Genomic DNA, 20425 nt, shown 5'->3' on the forward strand with positions numbered 1-20425 from the left:
CGTGGCCCGACGATGGCATCCCGGATCGACTCCGACCGGCGCGCCCACCAGAAGCTGTCGGAGCACCTCTCGCGCCACGGTCTGAAGCAGACGCGCCAGCGCGAGGCGATCCTCGACGCCTTCCTCGCCGTGAAGGGTCACGTCACGAGCGAAGAGCTGTACGACGCGGTGCGCACGCACAACCCCGCCGTCGGTGCCGCGACGGTCTACCGCGCGATCAAGCTCTTCTGCGAGGCCGGGCTGGCGCGCGCCCACCACTTCCGCGACGGCGTCACGCTCTACGAGCGCGAGGGGCATCACCACGACCACCTGATCTGTCAGGGCTGCGGGGCGATCGTCGAGTTCGAGCGAGAGGCGATCGAGGAGGAGCAGGTGAAGGTGGCCGCGCAACACGGCTACCTGCTGAAGCAGCACCGCCACATCCTCTACGGCATCTGCCCGAGGTGCCAGAAGAAGGGCTAGACGCGCGGCGCGTCCGGCAGCTCGTTCACGTCGCCGGACCGGATCGGGAAGCGCTCGGAGAGGATCTCCCCGCACAGTCGGATCGCGTCTTCGATGCCGGCCTCGGCGCGGTTCTCGCGGATTCCGGCGACGACGCGCTCGACCACGGCGTCCCAGGTGCCGGCTTCGACGCGCGAGTGGATTCCCCGGTCGGCGAGCACGATTACGCGGTGCTCGAGAAGCGAGACGTAGATCAGGATCCCGGTGCGCTCTCGCGTCTCGACCAGGCCGGCTTGGTGGAAGGCGAGCGCCGCCGCGCGCGCGACGCGCGCCTCGACGACGTCGGCGGGAAGCAGCCGACGCAGCAGCTCGCGCCGGCCGAACAGCCACGCGCAGGCGACGAAGACGCCAAGCTGCAGCGGCACCAGCCAGCGGCTCAGCTCCGGCGCGAGCAGCAGCGCGGCCGCCCCCGACGCGAACGCGAGCAACGCGGCGGCGCCGAAGCGCAGCTCCGCGTAGGCATCGCTTCGCTCGACGATCACGGGCACGATCTCGCCCGAGGTCGCGCGCTCGGCGGCGTGCACGGCCGCCTCGATCGCCGCAGCGCCGCGCTCGTCGAGAAGGTCGCTCGCGCGCATCACCATCTCCCGGAAGCGCCGCCGCCGCCGAAGCCGCCACCGCCGCCGCCGAATCCTCCGCCACCGCCGCCGAACCCACCGCCGCGTCCGAAGCCGCCGCCCAGCGGCGGGAATCCGCCGGATCGCCCCCCGCGCCGCATTCCCGGTCCGCCGAACGGCGGCGTGAAGAACAGACCGCGCGCGAGAAGCATCAGCACGACGAACGCGATCCAGAGCAGCACGACCCAGCGGGGCGCTTCCCGCTGCGACTCGCGCGCGGGCAGCGGCAGCACCTCGCCCGAGATCACCTCGAGGATCGCGCGCGTTCCGGCGCTCACGCCGCGGTCCATCCGGCCGGCGCGGAACTCGGGAAGGATGCTCTCAGCGACGATGCGCGAGGCGATCGCATCGGGAAGCACGCCCTCGAGCCCGTAGCCGACCTCGATGCGCACGCGCCGCTCGTTCGGCGCGACGGTCAGGATCACGCCGTTGTCGAGGTTCCTCTGGCCGACCTTCCAGGCCTCCGCGGTGCGCATCGAGTAGTCCTCGATCTCGAGCCCCTCGAGCGACGGGGTGACGTGCACCACCACCTGGTGGCCGGTCGTCCGCTCGAACTCGACGAGCGTCCGCTCGAGCGCTCCCGCGGTCGGCGCGGGAAGCAGGCCAGCGCGGTCGAGCACGTGCGCGCGCAGCTCGGGCACCTCGAAGCCGCTCGCGGCGCCAGCGAACGCGAGGCCGAAGAACGCGAGCCCGAGCAGCGCAGCGCTCGCGAAGCGCGAGCTCAGAACTTCACCTCGGGCGGTTTCTCCGCGCCGCCGGTCGCCTCGAAGGTCGGCCGCGGCTCGGCGCCGAGCAGGAAGCGCGCGGTCAGGTTCGTCGGGAAGAAGCGCACGAGCTTGTTGTACTCGGCCACCGTCTCGACGTAGCGCTTGCGCGCGACCGTGATGCGGTTCTCCGTGCCCTCGAGCTGCGCCTGCAGGTCGCGGAAGCCCGCGGTCGCAGTCAGCTCGGGGTAGCGCTCCGACACGACGAGAAGTCGCGAGAGGGCGCTCGAGAGCGATCCCTGCGCGGCCTGCAGCTTCGCGAACGCCTCCGGATCGTCGAGAACGGTCGCGTCCATCTTCACGCTGGTCGCGCTCGCGCGCGCCTGGATCACCGCCTCGAGCGTCTCCTTCTCGAAGTTCGCCGCGCCCTTCACGGTGCTGACCAGGTTCGGGATCAGATCCATCCGCCGCTGGTACTGGTTCTGCACCTCGGCCCAGGCGGCCTTCACGTCCTCGTCGGCGCCCTGGATCGAGTTGTAGCCGCAGCCCGAGACCGCGAGCGCCAGCGCGACGAGCGCGCAAGCCATCGAACGCTTTGGGTGTTTCATGCGGCCAGGGTAGCTTGCTACGCTGGGGCCCGCGATCGGATGGAGGAACGCATGGCCAGGCGAATCGACTGGTACTACCAGCGCAAGAGTTGAACGAGCTGTGTGCGGGCGTCCAAGTTCCTGGACGCGAACAAGCTCGTACCGGTCGAGACGGTCTCCGCGAGCAAGAAGCTCGGCAAGGCGGATGCCGCGCGGCTGGCGAAGGCGGCGAAGCAGGTGATCGTCGCGAAGGGGAAGCAGGTCACGCGCTTCACCCCGGGCGGCAAGGCGTCCGAGGAGATCGTCGCGGCGCTTCTGGGTCCGACCGGAAACCTGCGCGCTCCCACGCTCGTCGTCGGCGACAAGCTCCTGGTCGGCTGGAACGAAGAGGCCTACACCGCCGAGCTGCTTTGAGCGAGCCGTGCCGGTTTCGCGTCTAGAGCTTCGCGAGCATCTCGTCGCGGAGCTGCTTCCACTCTGGGAACGGCACGGCCTGGATCGCGTTCGCGGCGGCTTCTGGAACCGGATCGGCCCCGATCTACAGCCGCTTCCCGACGGGCACAAGCGGCTGCTGGTCCACGCGCGCCAGATCTTCTCGTTCACGCTCGGCGTGGAGCTCGGGGCGGGCGATCGGATTCGGGCAGCGGTCGAGCACGGGCTCGAGTTCATGCGCGCGCGCTTCTGGGACGCGCGCAACGGCGGCTGGTACCGGACCACCGACGACGAGGGCACGCCCCTCGACCGGCGCAAGGACCTCTACGACCACGCGTTCGCGATCTTCGCGCTGGCGCACCACCACCGCGTCTTCGGCGCGCCCGAATCGCTGCGACTGGCGCACGCGACGCTCTCGCTCGTGCGCGAGCACCTGCGCGATGCGGCTTGCGGCGGGTTCTTCGAGGGCGCGAGCGAGGACTGGAGGCCGATCCACGGCCCGCGGCGGCAGAACCCGCACATGCACCTGTTTGAGGCGCTCCTCGCTCTGCTCGAGGTCGCGCCCGGCGACGTCGCGAAGCGCGAGGCGCGCGCGCTGGTCGGGCTGCTCCGCTCACGCTGGCTCGATCCGGACAGCGACGCGCTCGGCGAGCACTTCGATCCCGGCTGGAAGCCGCTCGACGGCGACTCCGGTCGCGTGGTCGACGGGGGCCACCACTTCGAGTGGACCTGGCTGCTCGATCGCTTCGCCGCGCTCGAGTCCGACGACGCGATCCGCTCGCTCGCCACGCGGCTGCTCGGGTTCGCGCGGCGCTTCGGCGTCGATGCCGATGGCGGCGTCTTCGACCAGGTCGACCGCGGCGGAAGGCCGCTCGAGACCGGCAAGCGCCTCTGGCCGCAGACCGAGCGCGTGAAGGCGCTGGCGGCCCGCGTTCGCGCGAGCGGCGACGCAGATCTGCGTCGGGAGCTCGAAGCAGGGCTCGCGTACTGTTTCGCGCGCCACGTCGATCCGGCCACGCGCGGCTGGCACGAGCAGCTCGACCGCGAAGGTCGGGTGCTCTCGGCGGCGCAGAACGCGACCAGCGTCTACCACATCGCGCTCGCCCTGGACGAGGCGGGCCGGGCGCTCTAGAGGACAGGCCGGCCCGCCGGCAGGTCTTCCGGTTGAACGATCGGGTTCCCGCTGCCAGACTGCCGCCCAGCGAGGGGCGGACGGAGTGCACCAGAAGGCCCGGGGCTACCTGATCGCGATCGCGCTTTCCGCCCTGGCCGCGGCGATTCGCGCCGTGGCGGACGAGCCGATCGGCGACGTCGGCCTCTTCTTCAATTTCTACGTCGCCACGGCCGCGGCCGCCGTGATCGGCGGCCTCGGACCGGGGCTGCTCGCGACGTTCGCGACCGGACTCGCGGCGTCGCTGCTGTTCCTGCCGCCGTTCGGGTCGCTCTGGATCGAGCGCGCCGATCACCGCGCGCTGATCACGGCCTTCTTCGCGATCGGCGTGGTCACGAGCCTGCTCGCCGGTCGGGCGCAGCGCGCCCGCATCCGGCTGGCCGCGAGCCTGGAGGCCGAACGCCAGGTATCCGCGCGGATGCAGGCGGTGGTCGAAGCGGAGGGCGACGCGATCGCGATCGTCGACAGCGACGGCTCGATCGAGTTCGTGAACCCGGCGCTCGAGCAGACCTTCGGCTACCGGCGCGACGAGCTGCTCGGCCAGCACTTGAAGCTGCTCATGCCCGAGCCGTACCGGAGCGAGGCGGACGACTACCTCGACGCCTACCGAGCGACGCGACAGCGCCGGCTGATCGGCGTTGGCCGCGAGGTGGCGGGCCGGCGCAAGGACGGCGCGACGTTTCCGATCCACCTGTCCGTGAGCGAGGTCGAGGTCGGCGGGCGGCGGCTCTTCGCCGGCAGCATGCGCGACCTCTCCGCGAGCAAGGCGCTCGAGGCGCAGCTGCTGCAGGCGCAGAAGATGGAGGCGGTCGGGACGCTCGCGGGCGGCGTCGCGCACGACTTCAACAACCTGCTCACGTCGATCCTCGGCTCGGTCGAGCTCGCGCTCGCGCATCCCGAGAGCCGCTCGCTGCTCACGCGCTCGCTCGAGCGCATCAAGCTCGCGGGCAATCGCGGCGAGGCGCTCACGAAGCAGCTGCTCGCGTTCAGCCGCAAGCAGGTCACGCGGCCCGAGCTGCTCGACCTGAACGCCGCCCTGCGACAGGTGCGCGAGCTCTTCGAGCGGATGCTCGGCGAGGACGTCGACGTGAAGCTCGACCTGCACGAAGGCGCCGGGACGGTGCGAATCGATCCGGCTCAGCTCGATCAGGTGGTGATCAATCTGGTGGTGAACGCTCGCGACGCGATGCCCTCGGGCGGCGTCCTGCGGCTCGCGACCGGGCGCGCGAACCTCGACGCCGCGCGCGCTTCGCGCCTGGGGCTCGCGCCCGGCGAGTACGCGACGCTCTCGATCCAGGACGCGGGGGAGGGAATTCCGGCAGAGGTCCGCGCTCGGATCTTCGAGCCCTTCTTCACCACGAAGGAGCCAGGACGCGGCACCGGGCTCGGGCTCTCGACGGTGCTCGGGATCGTGCAGCGCCACGGCGGCGCGATCGACGTGCACTCCGAGCCCGGCCTCGGCACGACCTTCGAGATCTTCCTGCCGCTCGTCGCCGAGCCCGCGCCGCTGGCGGCGAAGTCCGAGACGCGGATCGAGGCGCCGAGCTGCGAGTCCAGCTCGATCCTCGTCGTCGAGGACGACCCGATGATGTGCGACCTGCTGCGCGAGGTGCTCGAGCGAGCGGGCCATCGCGTGCTCGGGGCCGAGAGCCCCGCGGTGGCGCTGGAGCTGGCGTCGAGCCAGCCGGTCGACCTGCTGATCAGCGACGTGATCATGCCCGGAATGACCGGCTTCGACCTCGCGGCGAAGCTGCGCACGTCGGGCGGAAGGCCGCGCGTCATCTTCATGTCGGGCTACACCGACCAGATCCTCGCGGACCGCGGGGAGCTGGGCCCCGACGACGCCTTCATGCGCAAGCCGTTCCGGATGGACGAGCTCGTGTCGAAGGTTCGAGCGCTGCTCAGCCGGAGCGAGACGGGCGAGCGCCAAGCGCGGCGCTGAACGCGGCGACGAGAGACCCCGCCGCGAAGGGCTTCTCGATCAGGCGCACGTCGGACGGCGGCTCCGAGTCCCCCGGCCAATCGCCCGTGAGCACGACGGCCGGCGCCGGCTGCCGACGCTCGATCGCCTCGAGCAGTCGCAGCCCGCCCGACCGCCAGAGCTCCGTCTCGACGACCAACGCGTCGAAGGCCGCGCTCGCCAGAACCCGGATCAGGTCATCGGCGCTGGACGCCTGACGCACCTGCGCGCCCTCGGCTTCGAGGATCTCGGCGACGACGTCGCGAACGTCCCGGTCGGTCTCCGCCACGACCACGAGGATCATCGCGAGCTCTGATTTCGAGCCCGCCGCACGGACCGTCTGTCCGCTTCGAGCACAGGTGATGTGGCGCGCATAGCCATCTCTACGCCTGCAAGGCAGCCTGAGAAGGGACTCGTGCAGGATCCGGGCCGACGAGCGCGAGGTCGGCCGGCGAAGCGGTCGCTCGGCAGCTAGGCTGGCCTGCGTCTGCCTGGGGAGCGGAAATGAAGCTTGCCGAGATCGTCTATCGCTACGACGCTGCGGGCGCGCTCGGCCGGGCGCGTCCAACGAGTGCGACCGAAGCCCGCGAGCGCCTCGAGGCCGGAAGCCGCGCGATGGCCGATCTGATCGAGAGCCTGGCCGAGGGCGACGGCACGGCGCGCCGCATCATCCCCGTCGACCCGCGCGATCTCGGCATCGCGGCGGGCGCCGATGCTGCGCCGCCGCAACGGCCCTATGCCGCGGTGCTCGGCTGCTCCGATGCGCGCGTGCCGATCGAGCTGATCTTCAACGAGGGCCCGAACGACCTGTTCGTCGTGCGCGTCGCCGGCAACGGACTCGGCGGCGAGGTGCTCGGCAGCTTGACGTACGCGGTCGACCATCTGGGCGCCAGCTTGAAGCTGCTCGTCGTGCTCGGGCACAGCGGCTGCGGGGCGGTGTCGACGGCGGTCGACATCTTCCTCGATCCCTCCGCGCACCTCGAGCTGGCCGGCGAGCACGCGCTGCGCAGCCTGCTCGATCGGCTTCTGGTCGTCGTCCACGCGTCTTCGCGACGGCTGGCCGCCGAGCACGGCCCCGAGGTTTCACGCCGCAGCGGCTATCGCAAGGCGCTGATCGAGTCGGCGATCGTTCTGAACGCGGCGCTCACCGCGCACTCGATCCAGAAGGAGATCGCAGGCCACGCCGACCCGGCGTCGCTGCGTACGGCGTACGGCGTGTACCTGCTCGACGACCGCCAGCTCTGGGCACCGCGCGGCGGAAGCGCGCAGTGCGATGGCCTCGCCTACCCGCCGGTCGATCCGGCGGGCTTCGCAGCTTTCGCGGCGAGCGTGCTCCGCTCGGAGCGGATCACCGCTCTGCTCGGCGCATCGACGCCGTGAGGCCGAAGACGCCCTAGCCGCGCAGCGCGAACTCGCGGACCAGCGCGGCGAACGCTTCGGGCTGCTCGAGCTCCGCGAGATGCCCCGCAGCGGGAAGCACGGCGAGCTTCGCGCCGGGAATGCGCGTCTGCCAGGCCGGGCCGTGCGCCGCGGGAACGACCGCATCCTTCTCGCTCGTCACCACCAGCGTCGCGGCGCGAATCCGCGGCAGGCGAGAGGCCACGCCCGTGTCCGGGATCGGCCAGAGGAACTTCGCGCTCGCGCGAAGTGCGAGCATCTCGGCGATCAGCCCCTCGACGGGGCTCGGGTGCCCGGCCAGCAGCATCGTCTCGCGCAGCTTCGGATCCGCGAAGAGCACGCGCGTCATTTCGAGCGGGTGCTGTGCGAATGGATCGGCGCCCTGCGCGTCCTCCAGCCAGATTCCGAGCGGGTTTACGAGCACGAGCCTGCGCACGCGCGCGGGCAGGATCGCGGCGAGCTCCGCCGCCATCCACGCGCCGATGCTGATCCCGACCACGCTTGCGCTCTCGATCCCGAGCGTCTCGAGCAGGTCGCCGTGGTGCAGCGTGAGGTCGAGAGGGCCGCGGTCGATCGCCTCGAGGTCGTCCTTCGACGGGCCCCAGCCCGGCGCGAACGGCGCGATCACGTCGAAGGATTCGGCGAGCCGCTCGAGCGCGGGCTCGAATCCCGCGAGCCCCGCCACGTGGTGCAGATAGAGCAGCGGCTGGCCCTTCCCCGCGCGGTAGTAGTGGACCGTGCGGCCCGACGCTGGAATGCGTAGCGTTCGGAGATCCATGATCAGCGCCCTCCCGCGGCCGCGCCGCTCGCGATCGGTCTCGGCACCGCGCGCGCCTTCTCGGCGATCGGCTTGGGCGACCACTGGTCCTCGTACTCCTTCCAGATCGGGCGCAGCTCCGGCATCACGCGCCGCGCGAAGAGCTCCGTGTTCTGCATGCACTTCTCGGTCGGCATGTCGCCGATGTGCTGCAAGCAGACGACGTGTCCGATCTTCAGCTTGCGCGCGACGTTCTGCATCTGCTCGATGCAGCTCGCGGGGCTGCCCGCGACGATGAAGCCCTGCTCGACCAGCTCCTTCCAGGACAGCTTGTTGGCGAGCACGGGCGAAGCCGCAGCACCCGCGACCTGCGTCGCGAGCCCCGCGCGGATCGTCGCCTCGGTGCGGTAGCCGGGGGCGTCGGCGAAGCCGGGCCAGATGTGCAGGCAGCGGTCGAAGAAGTAGCGCACGTGCGGCTCGTACAGCCGCTGCGCCTCGTCGTCGGTCTCGGCCACGCAGATCTGCTGTGCGAATGCGGCCTGGTAGGGGTTGAAGGTCTTGCCCAGCTGCTCCATGCGCTGCCAGAAGCCGCGCATCAGCTGCTCGCCGCGCAGGTAGCCGCTGAAGGAGAGGTAGCTGTAGTTGTAGTTCTGCTCCGCGCAGAAATCCCAGGTCTCGATCGAGCCGCCGCCCGGCACCCAGACCGGCGGAGGGTTCTGCACCGGCCGCGGCCAGATGTTCACGTAACGCAGTTTGGTGTGCTTGCCGTTCCAGGCGAACACGTCCGGGTCGCTCCAGGCGCGCCGGATCAGGTCGTGCGCCTCGCGGTACTTCTCGCGCAGTGTGGCCGGGTTGGCGCCGAACGCGTAGTTGTCGTCCATCGAGGTGCCGACCGGGAAGCCGGCGATCAGCCGCCCGCCCGAGATCACGTCGACCATCGCCATCTCCTCTGCCACGCGCGTCGGCGGATCGTAGAGCGCGATCGACTGGCCGAGCAGCAGGATCGAAGGCTTCGCGGTGCGCCGCGCCAGCGTCGCGGCCATCAGCTGCGGCGAGGGCATCAGCCCGTAGGCGTTCTGGTGGTGCTCGTTGATGCCGAGCCCGTCGAAGCCGAGGTCGCCCGCGAACTCGAGCAGATCCAGGTAGTCGTTGTAGACCTTGTGGCCGACGACCGGATCGTAGAGCCGCGAGTCGACGTCGACCCAGACGCTGCGGTGTTTCTCGCGGAAGTCGGCCGGCAGGTGCGGCCAGGGCATCAGGTTGAACCAGTGGAACTTCATCGCGCTCCCTCCACACAGTTGCGAACCGAGTCGACCTCATTTCCTTCTATCACGGCCGCGCGCGGGAAATCAGGCCGAGCTCTGCTCCCGCCGCGCGGGCTGCTTCGGGAACAGCACCGACATGAGCATGGCGCTTCCGATCAGCAGCGCGATCACGCCCAGCGAGATCTCGATCGGGAGCTTCCCGCCGAAGGCGCCGTTCAGCCAGACCATCTTCACGCCCACGAAGACCAGCACCAGCGCCAGCCCGTAGTTCAACAGGTGGAAGCGATCCACGGCGCCGGCCAGCATGAAGTAGAGCGAGCGCATGCCCAGGATCGCGAAGATGTTCGACGCGAACACGATCAGCGGCTCGCGGGTCAGCGCGTAGATCGCGGGCACGGAGTCGACCGCGAAGACGATGTCGGTCGCCTCGATCCAGACCAGCGCGATCAAGAGCGGGGTCGCCAGCCAACGGCCGTTCTCGCGCACGAGGAAGCGCTGCTCGCGCAGGCCGTCGCTGAGCGGCACGAAGCGGCGCATCAGCCGCACGATCGGATTGCGCTCCGGCGCGGGCTTTGCGTCGCCCACCCAGAGCATCTTCATGCCGGTCAGGATCAGCAGCGTGCCGAAGAAGATCACCGCGGCCTCGTAGCGAAGCAGCACCGACCCCATCGCGATGAAGATGGAGCGGAACACCAGCGCGCCGAGAATCCCGTAGAAGAGCACGCGGTGCTGGTAGCGCGGCGGGATGGCCAGATAGGAGAAGACCACCACGAAGACGAAGATGTTGTCGACCGCGAGCGCCTTCTCGACCAGGAAGCCGGTCAGGTACTCCAATCCCACGCGGTCCGCGGCCGCGGCGGGATCGAAGCCGGGGATGGCGAGCAGGCGCGGGTCGCGCGGGAACGCCCAGTGCGCGTACTGCCAGAGCGCGACGTTCACCGCCACGCCGAGCGAGATCCAGACCACGGTCCAGACCGCCGCCTCGCGGATCGAGACGGCGTGCGCGTCTCTGTGGAAGACGCCCAGGTCCAGCGCCAGAAGCGCCAGCACGAGCGCGATGACGGCGCCGTACAGCCAGGCGTACTCGGCGAACGGGAACAGCAAGTGCTCGGTCGACACGATCCTTCTCCCCGGTTGTCTGCCGGGAGGATCGGAGCGCGTCGCGAACTTGGAAAATAGATAATGTCGCGAGATCGCATCGAGAATCGCGAACGATCGCGGCGACCGGCGCGGGCCGAACGGCTAGCCGCGCTTGAAGATCCGCTCGCGCGCGGCCTCGGTGATCGCCGCGACGGCCGGGTGCTTGATGCGCCGCTCCACCGAGATCGCGTAGTAGCGCTCGATCACCCCGTCCGCGTCGCCGATCGCGCGCACGCCGTACTGATCGCGAAGCTCCTGCGCCAGAAGCGACGGGGCCGCGAAGATCCCGTGGCCGTGCTGCGCGAAGACCTTCGCCAGCGCGCTGTCCTCGAACTCTGCGACCAGGCGTGGCTGGATCCCGCGCCGCTGGAACCACTGGTCGAGCGAGCGACGCAGCTGTGTGTTGGGCGTCGGCAGCAGCAGCGGCGCGCCGCCGAGCGAGTCCGGGAAGCGGCGCCGCAGCCGCTCCGCGAGCGCGCGCGTGGCGAAGAAGCCCACCTGCGCCTCGCCGAGCAGGTGATTGTACGCCTTCACGCTCACGTGGGGCGACAGTGGCGCGTCGGTGATCACCAGGTCGAACCCGTGCAGGGCCAGGTCCGCGAGCAGGCGGTCCGACTTGCCCTCGAGGCAGGTGAGCTGGACCGGCGGCGCCTGCGCGAGCGCGATCTCGAGCAGCCGCGCCGTGATCAGCTTCGGCACCACGTCGGCGACGCCGATCACGAGCCGCGGGCTGCGGTCGGAAGGCCGCCCGCGCAACGTCTCGGTCAGCTCGCGTCCGAGCGTGAAGATCTCCTCCGCGTAGCGGAACACGACCCGGCCCATCTCGGTGAGCACGAGATTGCGCCCTGCGCGCGCGAAGAGCTTCTCGTCGAAGGCCTCTTCGAGCTTGCGGATCTGTCCCGAAAGCGTGGGCTGCGCCAGGCGCAGTTGCCGCGCCGCGCGCGACACGCTGCCCTCCTTCGCGACGGTGTAGAAGTAGAGCAGGTGATGGTAGTTGAGCCAGTCCACGCGGCGGGAGTATCTCCCGTCACGCCGCGTTGCGCAGCCGCTCGATGCGCTGCTCGAGCGGAGGATGGCTCGCGAACCAGCGCGCGAAGCGACCGCCGCCGCCCGCGATCCCGAACGCGGACAGACCCTCGGGCAGGTCGCTGCGCCCGCCCGCGTGCCGGCGCAGCGACTCGAGCGCCGCGATCATGCCTTCGCGACCGGCCAGGCGAGCCGCACCGGCGTCCGCCCGGAACTCGCGCTGGCGCGAGAACCAGAGCACGAGGAGCGTGGCGAAGATGCCGAGCACCAGCTGCGACGCGAGCGACGTGACCAGGAAGGCCGGGCCGTGGCCTTCCTCGCTGCGGAAGACCAGCCGATCGACCGCGTGACCGATCACGCGCGAGAGGAAGAGCACGAAGGTGTTCACGACGCCCTGGATCAGCGCGAGGGTGACCATGTCGCCGCTTTGCACGTGACTCACCTCGTGCGCGAGCACCGATTCGACCTCGCGCCGGCTCATGGTCCTCAGCAGCCCGGTGCTGACCGCGACCAGCGCGGCGTCGCGACGGGCGCCGGTCGCGAAGGCGTTCGGCTCGGGCGAGTCGTACACGGCGACCTCCGGTACGCCGATCCCGGCCGCGAGCGCCTGCGCGCGCACGGTCTGCACCAGCCAGGCCTCCTCCTCGTCGGCCGGGCGCTCGATCACGCGCGCGCCGGTCGCGCGCTTCGCCAGCCACTTCGAGAGCAGCAGCGACAGGAACGAGCCTCCCATGCCGAAGACCGCCGCGAAAGCGAGCAGCTTGGGCAGGTCGAGCGCGACGCCGCGCGCGTCGAGCGTGCCTCCGAGCCCGAGCAGGCTCGCGACCAGGACCAGGACTGCCAGGATCGCGAGGTTGGTGGCCGCGAACAGGACGATGCGCTTCATGGATGCCTCCTCTGCCGTGGATCCGCCGTTTCTAGCGAGAGCTTCGGCTCGGAGGACTCATTGGTCCAATAGATAAATCCCGAGCTACTCATCGCCTTTCACGATGATTCGCGGAGCTCCGGGGCGGGGCGCCGGGTCGGAGCTAGCGGCGGCGCCGCTCCACGTCGCCGGAGCGGAAGTTCCCGACCAGGGTGACCTTTCCGCTCTCGATCAGGTGCTGGATCGTGGCCACGACCTCCTCGTCGGTTTCGGCCTCGTCCGAGATCGCCGCGACCAGGTCGAGCAGGGTCAGCGTCTCGGGATGGTCCGCCTCGATCGATTCGAGCTGCGCGAGCGTATGGGCGACCTGGGTCATCGAGAGCTGCTCCCCTCTGCTTCTCCAGAGTGCAGAAGCATCGGGCGTGCCAACCTGCGTCATGCGCACGAGACGCGTGGAAGTGGGCGGATATTCGAGCCTGGCGAGTCTGTCTCCCGCCCTCCGGAGCGCGGATGTGGCCGAAGTCCGTCAGCACGGTGACGGTTCTCGTCAACGCTCCGTCGCGCGGACCGATCAGCGATTCAGGCTCGACCAGCGCGAGTCGGCCGCCCGGAAGATCAGGATCCGGTGCGGCAGGACCAGCGTCACCGAGTCCGCGCCGAGCGTGCTGCGCTCCGGAATCTCTCCGGGAGCCAGCGGGTACGCGACGAATCCGCTCGAGAGCGGCGAGAACGCGACGGCGCGCCGCGGCGTGATGATGGCGGCCACGTTCTCGTCCGCGAGCAGCTCGATCGGCCTCTCGCCCGGGCCCAGGCCGAACTCGCGCCAGGACGCGATCTGCGGCGCGAACGCCAGGATCCGCGCCGGGAAGGCCACGACGACCAGCCGGTCGCGGACCTCCAGGTCCTGCTCCCCCGGCGCCGACTCCGAGACGCGGTAGCGCGTCTCGACGAAGCTCGCGGCGCGCGACTGGATCGCGAGCAGGCGCCGCGTGGTCACGGCCACGCCGACCTCGCCCTGGGTGCGAAGCGCGACGACCGATTCCCCGAGCTCGAGCGCGGCGACCACGGCGGCAAAACCCGCGGAGGTGACGGCGAGGACCCGGTCGTCGACGTGCGTGAGCGTGACGCGTTCTTCGGGCCGCGAGCGCGAGTCCGCGTGCGCCGCGGGCGCCGGGCAGAGCAGGCAGGCGCAGAGCGCGAGGACCGCGACGCGATCGCTCAGAACTTGTCCTTCAGCGCGCGCACCGCGCCGAGTACGCTCGCCGGGTCCGCGGGCGTCGCGGGCAGGAGCGCGCGCACGCTCGCGAGCAGCTCCGGCGAGCTCGCGCGCATGAACGGATTCGTCGCGCGCTCGTCGGCGATCGTCGAGGGCACGGTCATCTCGGCCTCGGCTGCGTCGTGCCAGTCCGCCGCCGCGCCTGCACGGGCCCGCTTCACTCGGTCCATTCTCTCGACCAGCGCGGCGTTTCGCGGCTCGAGGGTGAGCGCGAAGCGCAGATTGGATTCGGTGTACTCGTGCCCGCAGTAGACGCGCGTGGCGTCGGGGAGCCGGCCGAGCTTCAGGTTCAGCGCCTCGTGCATCATCTGCGGCGTTCCCTCGAAGATCCGCCCGCAGCCGCCGGCGAAGAGCGTGTCGCCGCAGAAGACCGCGCCGGGAAACACGTACGCGACGTGGCCGCGCGTGTGTGCCGGGATGAACACGACCTCGGCCGAGAGCCTGCCGACCCTCACGTGCTCGCCCTCGTCCACGCCGTCGGTAAAGCCGGGAATCCGCTCCGCGTCCGAGACGTGCCCGACCACGGGCACGCCGTAGCGGGCGGCGAGCTCGGGGTTCGCGCCGCAGTGGTCCAGGTGGTGGTGCGTCGAGAGGATCTTCGTGAGCCGGACGCCGAGCTTCGCGATCCGCGCGATCACGGGCGCCGCTTCCGGCGCGTCGATCACGGCCGCCTCGTTCGAGGCGGGATCGATCACCAGATAGGTGTAGTTGTCTCGCAGCGTCGGGACGCGTTCGACTCGCATGCCCGCAAGTCTAGCCGATCACGCGAACGCGACTTCGAGCTCCTCGCAGACGAGCTTGCACAGCCGCTCCGAGACCAGCGCCCGAAGCTCGGACGAGTCGCCCTGCGCGACGTGCAGCTCGACTCGCAGGCCCGCGACCGACACGAGCTCGATCTCGGTGTTCGCGGGAAGCCGCGCGGCGATGCTTCCGAAGAGCGCGGTCTCGACCCGCCGCGTCGCCTCCGCCTCGCCGCGGGCGCGGTTCTCGCGACGGATCGCTTCCGGAAGCGGCGCGCCGCGCACGTCGGCGAGGATCTCCTCGAGGTCGGGCCGGCAGCTCCCGCAGCCGCTCCCCGCGCCGAGGCGCTCGGCGATCGAGTCCACGTCCGCCAGGCCATGCTCGCGGACGAAGGCCTCGATCCGTCGGCTCGACATCCCCATGCAGCGACAGATCAGCCGCACCATCACGGTCTCATCGGCCGGAGCGGGTCAGTCCCCGAGCAGGGAGAGCTGGCGGGCCTGCTCGTCCGCGTCCGGGACGAGCAAGCCCGGATCGGCGATCCGGTCGGGAGCGGCCGAGCGGACGGAGGCTGGCGCTTCCGGGCAGATCCCCGCGTAGTCGCACCAGCGGCAGAGCGGCCCCGGGCGCGCGGGGAACTCGCGCTCGGCCTCGATCGCGTCGATCAGCTGAATCGTCGCCTTTCGCAAGCTCTCGAGCGTCTCGGGCGAGCGCCGCGAGCGGAGCGTCTTGTTGAAGATCAGGTAGTGCCAGACGAGCTCGACCTGCTGCACGTCCGGGTAGGTCTGCTCGAGCCCGATCTGGTACAGCGCGAGCTGGCGGTCCTGGTCGACCTGGCGCTGCGGCGGAAGGCTCGCGCTGGTCTTGTAGTCGTGGATCTCGAAGACGCCGTCGCCCTGGCGCACGATCCGATCGACGATGCCGAGCATCTTGTAGCGGCCGTCGCCGTCGAGCTCGAGCCGCAGCCGCTCTTCGAGCGCGACCGTCTCGCCGGACGTGAACGGGTACCAGGTGCGGTAGTAGTTCTCGAGACCGCGCGCGCCGCGCTCCAGGTAGTACTCCGGCGGGTTCTCCTTGCGCACGATCTGGACCTTCTCGTGCCAGCTCCGCGACCAGTCCTTCCGGTAGCGCTCGAGCACCTGCGCCAGGCTCGGCGGCCGGCCGTTCCGCGCGACGTGGTGGTAGAGCCGTTCGAGGATCTCGTGCACGCGCTTGCCCATGAACGCCTCGACGCCCTCGGTGTCGACCTTGATCTGGTCCACGTAGCGGTACTTGAACTTGCGCGGGCAGCTCTCGTACGACGAAAGGCGCGAGTGGCTGTACTCGGTCACGCTCCCCCCAGAGTCCGGGCCAGTATGCGTCGGCCGGCCTGCTTTGAAAATCCCGGCCTCGCGAGTAACCTTGCCCGGGGGCGGGAGGTCGAAGGTGAAGGGAGAGCCTGACGTGTCCACCTTGACCGAATCGATCGCAAGTCATCTGCGCGCCAAGCGCGAGCAGAACGATCCCGTGAGCGAGGCGCGGCGCCAGGCCTGCCCGGACACCGCGCGCGTGGTCGACGTGCTCGAGAATCTGCGCGCAATCATCCTGGAGCAGACCCCGTCGGAGCGGCTGAATTCCGATCTCGAGGTCGTGCACGGTCTGCTCTCGGGGCTGGTCGGATCGGACCTGGCGTCCCGCTTCATCGAGCACCTGCCCGACGTCCGCCACTGCGTCGGAATGGACGTCGAGGCCGCCTTCAAGGGCGACCCGGCGGCGAAGTCCTATGCCGAGGTGATCGCGGCGTATCCGTCCGCGTACGCGGTCTCGACCTACCGCATCGCCCACGTGCTCTACGAGCTCGGCGCCCCGATCGCCGCGCGAATCATGTCGGAGCACGCCAAGAGCAAGACGGGAATGGACATCCACCCCGGGGCCACGATCGGCTGCCACTTCTTCATCGATCACGGCACCGGCGTGGTGATCGGCGAGACCGCGGTGATCGGCAACCGCGTGAAGATGTACCACGGCGTGACGCTCGGAGCGTTCTCGAACAAGCAGGGCAGGCTCGACGCCGGCAGCAAGCGCCACCCGACGATCGAGGACGACGTGACGATCTACCCCAACGCGACGATCCTCGGCGGAAGCACGGTGATCGGCGAGGGCTCGGTGATCGGCGGAAACGTCTGGCTACACCAGTCCGTGCCGCCGTACTCGCGCGTGCAGATCACGCCGCCGCAGCTGCAGGTGAAGCACAAGGACTCGGAGTCCGGCTCGGTCGATCCGGCCTACGACATCTAGCTCCGAAGCTCGAGCTCCACCGGGCAGTGATCCGAGCCGCGCACCTGGGTCTGGTGGCGCACGCGCGCGACGCGCTCCATGAGCTCGGGATTCGCGACGAAGTAGTCGAGCCGCCAGCCGATGTTCCGCTCGCGCACGCCGGGGCGCTGGCTCCACCAGGTGTAGTGGCCCGGCTCGGCGCAGAGCGCGCGGAACGTGTCGACCCAGCCGTGCGGGCCGATCAGGCGGTCCATCCAGGCGCGCTCCTCGGGCAGGAAGCCGGCGTTCTTCGCGTTCGACTTCGGATTGGCCAGGTCGATCTCGCGGTGCGACACGTTGTAGTCGCCGCAGAGCAGCACGTTCCGTCCCGAGCGGCGGTAGCCGTTCACGAGCCGCAGCATCGCGGCGCAGAAGCGCAGCTTGTAGTCGAGCCGCGCGTGATCGCGCTGGCTGTTCGGGAAGTAGGCGTTGATCAACACGAAGTCGCGGAACTCGGTGCGCAGCACGCGGCCCTCCCGGTCGAACTCGGGCGCGCCGATCCCGACGACCACGTCGAGCGGCTCCCTGCGGGTGAAGGTCGCCACGCCGCTGTAGCCCGGCTTCTCGGCAGGGTGGAAGAAGGCGTGGTAGCCGCGCGGGCTGCGCAGCGCGTCCGCGAGCTGCTCGGGGCGCGCCTTGATCTCCTGCACGCAGACCGCGAACGCGCGCTGCTCGGCGAACCAGTCCAGAAAGCCGCCGCGCTCCGCCGCGCGCAGCCCGTTCACGTTCCAGGACAGAAGCCGCACGAAGGCCCTGCTAGCGCGACCGCAGGGCCGCGACGCTCGAGCTCGTCGAGACTCCGTACGGAACCAGCAGCGTGAGACAGATCTGAAGCACGTGCTCGCAGTCGAGCTCGCCGCGGATCAGCGCGCGGCCGTGGTTGATCGCGATCAGGATCGTCCCCACCACGACCGTGGTGCGAAGCGCGCGTCGCACGACTTTGGGATCCCGGGCGAGGCGCAGCCATTCCGACACGGCCGCAGAATAGCTCAGCGCAGCGATGCCACCGCCGCGAGCTTCCGGTCGATGATCGGGCGCAAGCTCGCGGCGCGCGCGGCCTTCACACCCTCGTAGCCGCGAATCCCCGCGGCGAGCTTCACGATCTCGAGCGCTTCGGCTCGGTTCTCGGCGCTCAGCCGTGCGCCGAGCTCGTCGAGCACGCCTTCGAGCCAGCCGGCGAGCTCGCGCTCCAGCCTGCGCGCGCGCGTCCAGCCGAACGGATCGAGCGCCGTCCCGCGCAGTCCGCGCGCGCGGATCAGCGCCGCGAAGAGCGGCTCGATCCACGGCCCGAACGCGAGCTTCCTCGTGAGCCCGAGACTGCGCAGCAGCGGCGGCTGCAGGTGGTAGCGGATGCGCGGCTCGCGCGCGGAGTGGCGGCGGAGCCAGCGTCGGTGCGGACCGCGAAGCAAGAGCCGCGCGACCTCGTACTCGTCCTTGTAGGCGAGGAAGCGGTAGAGCTCGATCGCCGCGGCCTCGGTGAGCGCAGGGCCGTCCGGATCGAGCGAAGCCTCGATCTCTGCCAGCCGCGCGATCCGCGCGCAGAAGCGCGCGGCGAGCCGCGTGCTCTGATAGTCGACCAGATCCAGCGCCAGCGCCGCGATCCGGTTCGTGACGCGATCGCAGTCCTTGGCGTGCTCGAAGCGGTTCAGCGCCTCGTGCAGATCGCTCCAGCTTCGCCCGAGCGCGCTAGATGCGGCCGCGATCCTCGTGCCGTCGCCGATCGCGGGCGGAGTCGCGTCGTCGAGAAGCTTCGCCGCGAGCGCCGCGTCGCAGGCCACCGCGCGGCCCAGCTCGAGCGCGCGCAGGTTCGCCGCGACGGCCACGCCGTTCTCGCGAATCGCGCGCTCGAGCGCAGCGCGCGACACCGGCACCAGACCGCGCTGCCAGGCGAAGCCGAGCAGCAGCAGGTTCGCGGCCAGCGCCTGCCCGAGCGCGGCTTCGGCGAGAAGCTCGGCCGGCACCCGCTCCAGCGTTCGCGTCGCGGCGCGGAGCGGCCCGGAGAGCTCGCTCGAGGACGGCGGCTCGAAGCCGGGCGTGCTGACGTCCGCGCCGGTCGGAACGTAGAGATCGTGGACCAGCGCGCGAGTTCGCGCCGGGTCGAGCGCGCGCAGCGATTCGCGGTCGGAAGCGCCGAGCGGGTCGAAGGCGAGCAGCACGTCCGCGCGCCCCGGCTCGATTCGCGGGCTGCCGGAGAGCGGCGCGCGCGAGAGCACGCAGTGCGAGACCACCTTTCCGCCGCGCTGCGCGAGCCCGGTCTGGTCGAGGTGCATCGCGTACAGCCCGTCGTGCTCGGCGGCGCGCACGAGCAGCGCGTCGATCGTGACCACGCCGGTGCTTCCGATCCCGACGAGCTGCAGCTCGAAGCGATTCCCGTCCCACTCCGTGGGCGGAGGGTCGGGAAGCTCCGCGCTCGTGAGCGACTCGAATCGGACCGGCTCCGCGACCGGCGCTTCGACGCCGAGGAACGCCGGGCAGTCGCCGTCGAGGCAGGAGCGGTCGTCGCTGCAGGAGCTGGCGTGGATTCGCGTCTTGCGGCCGAGCGCGGTCGCCACGGGCCGGAGCGAGACGCAGGCCGACTTCAGGCCGCAGTCGCCGCAGCCCTCGCAGACGTCCTCGTCGATCACGATCCGCTCGCGCGAGCGCGCGAGCACGCCGCGGCGCTCCAGCCGCTGCTTCTGGTTCGCGCACGGCTCGTCCCAGATCATCACGCTCGTGCCCGGCTGCTCGCGCAGCTCGCGCATCGCGGCGTCCCAGCCGCCGCGCTCGACGACGCGGACACGCGGCTCGTACCCGGCGAGCGCGACGAGCTCGGCGTCGTTGCTCATCGCCACGATCCGGCGCACGCCGTCGGAGAGCAGGTCGCGCGCCAGCGCCGCGAGCGGCTTCGCGCCGACCGCGTCCTGGCCGCCGGTCATCGCGACGACGCCGTTCCAGAGCAGCTTATAGGTGATCGACACGCCGGCCTCGACGCAGGCGCGCACCGCGAGCCGGCCGGAGTGGAAGTAGGTGCCGTCGCCGAGGTTCTGGAACAGGTGTCTCGACTCGGTGTAGGGCGAGAGCCCGATCCAGTGCGAGCCCTCGGCGCCCATCGCGCCGACCAGCTTCACCTCGCGCTCGGGCATCAACAGCGCCATCGTGTGGCAGCCGATCCCGCCGCCCGCGAGCGACCCCTCGGGAAGCCGCGTGGACGCCGCGTGCGGACAGCCGCTGCAGAAGTGCGGCGCGCGCGACGGCTCGGCCCCCGACTCCGCACGCAATAGCGCAGCCTCGAGCGGCGCGATCCGGGCGGCCAGCGCCGGCTCGCCCAGCCGCGAAGCGAGCCACGGAGCGAGATCCTGCGCGAGCGTGCCGCCGCTGATCTCGTGGCGCCGCGCGAGCCAGGGCGCGCCGCGCTCGTCGCGGCTTCCCAGCACTCGAGCGCGCGTCGGCCCGTCGTAGAGCGCGGCGCGAACCTGCTCCTCGAGTCCGCCGCGGCGCGAGTCGACGACGGCGATCGCCTCGAGGCCGGAGGCGAACTCGCGCACGCGCTCCGCTTCGAGCGGCCAGACCAGGTCGATCTTCTGCAAACGAAGCCCGAGCCGCGCGCGCTCCGGCTCGTCGAGCCCGAGCAGAGCGAGCGCGCTCTCGAGCTCCCGGTACAGCGAGCCTGCGGCCAGCAGTCCGACCCGGTCGCGCGCGTGCCGCGGGGGG

23 protein-coding genes are annotated in these 20425 nt (G+C 70.7%); 6 read left to right on the forward strand and 17 right to left on the reverse strand.

Annotation, left to right across the window (positions count from 1 at the left end; all coding sequences use genetic code 11):
- The first annotated feature begins 12 nt into the window (after positions 1 to 12).
- Positions 13 to 462, forward strand: a complete 450-nt coding sequence (locus FJ108_08420) for a transcriptional repressor (protein MBM4335923.1) — start codon at positions 13 to 15, stop codon at positions 460 to 462.
- Here FJ108_08420 and FJ108_08425 read toward each other — a convergent pair.
- The 3 genes from FJ108_08425 to FJ108_08435 all read right to left on the reverse strand — a co-directional run bounded on the left by FJ108_08425 (position 459) and on the right by FJ108_08435 (position 2409).
- Positions 459 to 1079: a hypothetical protein gene (locus FJ108_08425; protein ID MBM4335924.1), complete on the reverse strand. Its 621-nt coding sequence runs from the start codon at positions 1077 to 1079 to the stop codon at positions 459 to 461. The genes FJ108_08420 and FJ108_08425 overlap by 4 nt on opposite strands.
- Positions 1079 to 1738 (reverse strand): TPM domain-containing protein, encoded by a 660-nt coding sequence (locus tag FJ108_08430; protein ID MBM4335925.1) that lies wholly within the window; start codon positions 1736 to 1738, stop codon positions 1079 to 1081. The genes FJ108_08425 and FJ108_08430 overlap by 1 nt, the downstream gene beginning before the upstream one ends.
- 101 nt (positions 1739 to 1839) lie before the next feature.
- Positions 1840 to 2409, reverse strand: coding sequence for a LemA family protein (locus FJ108_08435; protein MBM4335926.1), 570 nt, complete (start codon positions 2407 to 2409; stop codon positions 1840 to 1842).
- A gap of 123 nt (positions 2410 to 2532) precedes the next feature.
- On the opposite strand from FJ108_08435, the gene FJ108_08440 reads away from it, so the two are divergent.
- The 3 genes from FJ108_08440 to FJ108_08450 all read left to right on the forward strand — a co-directional run bounded on the left by FJ108_08440 (position 2533) and on the right by FJ108_08450 (position 5954).
- On the forward strand, positions 2533 to 2823 hold the full coding sequence (locus tag FJ108_08440; GenBank protein MBM4335927.1) for a hypothetical protein: 291 nt from the start codon (positions 2533 to 2535) through the stop codon (positions 2821 to 2823).
- Between the two features lie 7 nt (positions 2824 to 2830).
- Positions 2831 to 3973, forward strand: coding sequence for a hypothetical protein (locus tag FJ108_08445; GenBank protein ID MBM4335928.1), 1143 nt, complete (start codon positions 2831 to 2833; stop codon positions 3971 to 3973).
- 85 nt (positions 3974 to 4058) lie between these two features.
- Positions 4059 to 5954 carry a PAS domain S-box protein gene (locus tag FJ108_08450; protein MBM4335929.1) on the forward strand — a complete coding sequence of 632 codons (1896 nt, stop codon included), beginning with the start codon at positions 4059 to 4061 and terminating at the stop codon, positions 5952 to 5954.
- On the opposite strand, the gene FJ108_08455 is transcribed toward FJ108_08450, so the two are convergent.
- Positions 5914 to 6276, reverse strand: a complete 363-nt coding sequence (locus FJ108_08455) for a response regulator (protein ID MBM4335930.1) — start codon at positions 6274 to 6276, stop codon at positions 5914 to 5916. The genes FJ108_08450 and FJ108_08455 overlap by 41 nt on opposite strands.
- Before the next feature lie 200 nt (positions 6277 to 6476).
- Here FJ108_08455 and FJ108_08460 point away from each other — a divergent pair, with 200 nt between their 5' ends.
- Complete coding sequence (locus FJ108_08460) at positions 6477 to 7352, forward strand: hypothetical protein (GenBank protein MBM4335931.1); 876 nt, start codon at positions 6477 to 6479, stop codon at positions 7350 to 7352.
- A gap of 13 nt (positions 7353 to 7365) precedes the next feature.
- Here the strand turns inward: FJ108_08460 and FJ108_08465 are convergent, their stop codons facing one another.
- From FJ108_08465 to FJ108_08510, 10 genes are all read right to left on the reverse strand, one after another.
- Positions 7366 to 8148, reverse strand: coding sequence for an alpha/beta hydrolase (locus tag FJ108_08465; GenBank protein MBM4335932.1), 783 nt, complete (start codon positions 8146 to 8148; stop codon positions 7366 to 7368).
- A gap of 2 nt (positions 8149 to 8150) precedes the next feature.
- Positions 8151 to 9407 carry an LLM class flavin-dependent oxidoreductase gene (locus FJ108_08470; protein MBM4335933.1) on the reverse strand — a complete coding sequence of 419 codons (1257 nt, stop codon included), beginning with the start codon at positions 9405 to 9407 and terminating at the stop codon, positions 8151 to 8153.
- Between the two features lie 69 nt (positions 9408 to 9476).
- Positions 9477 to 10496, reverse strand: a complete 1020-nt coding sequence (locus FJ108_08475; GenBank protein ID MBM4335934.1) for a TerC family protein — start codon at positions 10494 to 10496, stop codon at positions 9477 to 9479.
- Between the two features lie 138 nt (positions 10497 to 10634).
- Positions 10635 to 11540, reverse strand: coding sequence for a transcriptional activator NhaR (nhaR, locus tag FJ108_08480; GenBank protein ID MBM4335935.1), 906 nt, complete (start codon positions 11538 to 11540; stop codon positions 10635 to 10637).
- A 19-nt stretch (positions 11541 to 11559) separates the two neighbouring features.
- Complete coding sequence (htpX, locus tag FJ108_08485; GenBank protein MBM4335936.1) at positions 11560 to 12444, reverse strand: protease HtpX; 885 nt, start codon at positions 12442 to 12444, stop codon at positions 11560 to 11562.
- A gap of 142 nt (positions 12445 to 12586) precedes the next feature.
- Positions 12587 to 12799 (reverse strand): hypothetical protein, encoded by a 213-nt coding sequence (locus tag FJ108_08490; GenBank protein MBM4335937.1) that lies wholly within the window; start codon positions 12797 to 12799, stop codon positions 12587 to 12589.
- 195 nt (positions 12800 to 12994) lie between these two features.
- Entirely contained in the window at positions 12995 to 13489 is a 495-nt protein-coding gene (locus FJ108_08495; GenBank protein MBM4335938.1) for a hypothetical protein, read from the reverse strand.
- Between the two features lie 152 nt (positions 13490 to 13641).
- Positions 13642 to 14442: a hydroxyacylglutathione hydrolase gene (gloB, locus tag FJ108_08500; GenBank protein MBM4335939.1), complete on the reverse strand. Its 801-nt coding sequence runs from the start codon at positions 14440 to 14442 to the stop codon at positions 13642 to 13644.
- Positions 14443 to 14460: 18 nt separating this feature from the next.
- On the reverse strand, positions 14461 to 14886 hold the full coding sequence (locus tag FJ108_08505; GenBank protein ID MBM4335940.1) for a (2Fe-2S)-binding protein: 426 nt from the start codon (positions 14884 to 14886) through the stop codon (positions 14461 to 14463).
- 24 nt (positions 14887 to 14910) lie between these two features.
- The gene (locus FJ108_08510; protein ID MBM4335941.1) at positions 14911 to 15906 is read right to left on the reverse strand and encodes a PD-(D/E)XK nuclease family protein; all 996 of its coding nucleotides are present in this window, start codon (positions 15904 to 15906) and stop codon (positions 14911 to 14913) included.
- A gap of 250 nt (positions 15907 to 16156) precedes the next feature.
- On the opposite strand from FJ108_08510, the gene FJ108_08515 reads away from it, so the two are divergent.
- Entirely contained in the window at positions 16157 to 16717 is a 561-nt protein-coding gene (locus FJ108_08515; GenBank protein ID MBM4335942.1) for a hypothetical protein, read from the forward strand.
- Here the strand turns inward: FJ108_08515 and xth are convergent.
- The 3 genes from xth to FJ108_08530 all read right to left on the reverse strand — a co-directional run.
- A complete protein-coding gene (gene xth / locus FJ108_08520; protein MBM4335943.1) occupies positions 16714 to 17481 on the reverse strand; it encodes an exodeoxyribonuclease III in 768 nt (255 codons plus the stop codon). The two genes, FJ108_08515 and xth, sit on opposite strands and share 4 nt — an antisense overlap.
- 10 nt (positions 17482 to 17491) lie before the next feature.
- A complete protein-coding gene (locus FJ108_08525; GenBank protein MBM4335944.1) occupies positions 17492 to 17710 on the reverse strand; it encodes a phosphoenolpyruvate protein kinase in 219 nt (72 codons plus the stop codon).
- Positions 17711 to 17724: 14 nt separating this feature from the next.
- A partial coding sequence (locus FJ108_08530; protein MBM4335945.1) for an indolepyruvate ferredoxin oxidoreductase family protein occupies positions 17725 to 20425 on the reverse strand: 2701 nt, incomplete at its 5' end.

The sequence above is a fragment of the Deltaproteobacteria bacterium genome, assembly GCA_016875225.1.
In the GTDB taxonomy this organism is placed as follows: Bacteria; Myxococcota_A; UBA9160; order SZUA-336; family SZUA-336; genus VGRW01.

Excerpts from the sequence above, each read along its gene's own strand:
- FJ108_08435 (MBM4335926.1), bottom strand. The coding sequence starts at position 2,409 with ATGGCTTGCGCGCTCGTCGCGCTGGCGCTCGCGGTCTCGGGCTGCGGC.
- FJ108_08460 (MBM4335931.1), top strand. The coding sequence starts at position 6,477 with ATGAAGCTTGCCGAGATCGTCTATCGCTACGACGCTGCGGGCGCGCTC.
- FJ108_08490 (MBM4335937.1), bottom strand. The coding sequence starts at position 12,799 with ATGACCCAGGTCGCCCATACGCTCGCGCAGCTCGAATCGATCGAGGCG.
- FJ108_08465 (MBM4335932.1), bottom strand. The coding sequence starts at position 8,148 with ATGGATCTCCGAACGCTACGCATTCCAGCGTCGGGCCGCACGGTCCAC.
- FJ108_08515 (MBM4335942.1), top strand. The coding sequence starts at position 16,157 with ATGGACGTCGAGGCCGCCTTCAAGGGCGACCCGGCGGCGAAGTCCTAT.
- FJ108_08420 (MBM4335923.1), top strand. The coding sequence starts at position 13 with ATGGCATCCCGGATCGACTCCGACCGGCGCGCCCACCAGAAGCTGTCG.
- gloB (MBM4335939.1), bottom strand. The coding sequence starts at position 14,442 with ATGCGAGTCGAACGCGTCCCGACGCTGCGAGACAACTACACCTATCTG.
- FJ108_08470 (MBM4335933.1), bottom strand. The coding sequence starts at position 9,407 with ATGAAGTTCCACTGGTTCAACCTGATGCCCTGGCCGCACCTGCCGGCC.
- FJ108_08505 (MBM4335940.1), bottom strand. The coding sequence starts at position 14,886 with ATGGTGCGGCTGATCTGTCGCTGCATGGGGATGTCGAGCCGACGGATC.
- htpX (MBM4335936.1), bottom strand. The coding sequence starts at position 12,444 with ATGAAGCGCATCGTCCTGTTCGCGGCCACCAACCTCGCGATCCTGGCA.
- FJ108_08455 (MBM4335930.1), bottom strand. The coding sequence starts at position 6,276 with ATGATCCTCGTGGTCGTGGCGGAGACCGACCGGGACGTTCGCGACGTC.
- FJ108_08425 (MBM4335924.1), bottom strand. The coding sequence starts at position 1,079 with ATGCGCGCGAGCGACCTTCTCGACGAGCGCGGCGCTGCGGCGATCGAG.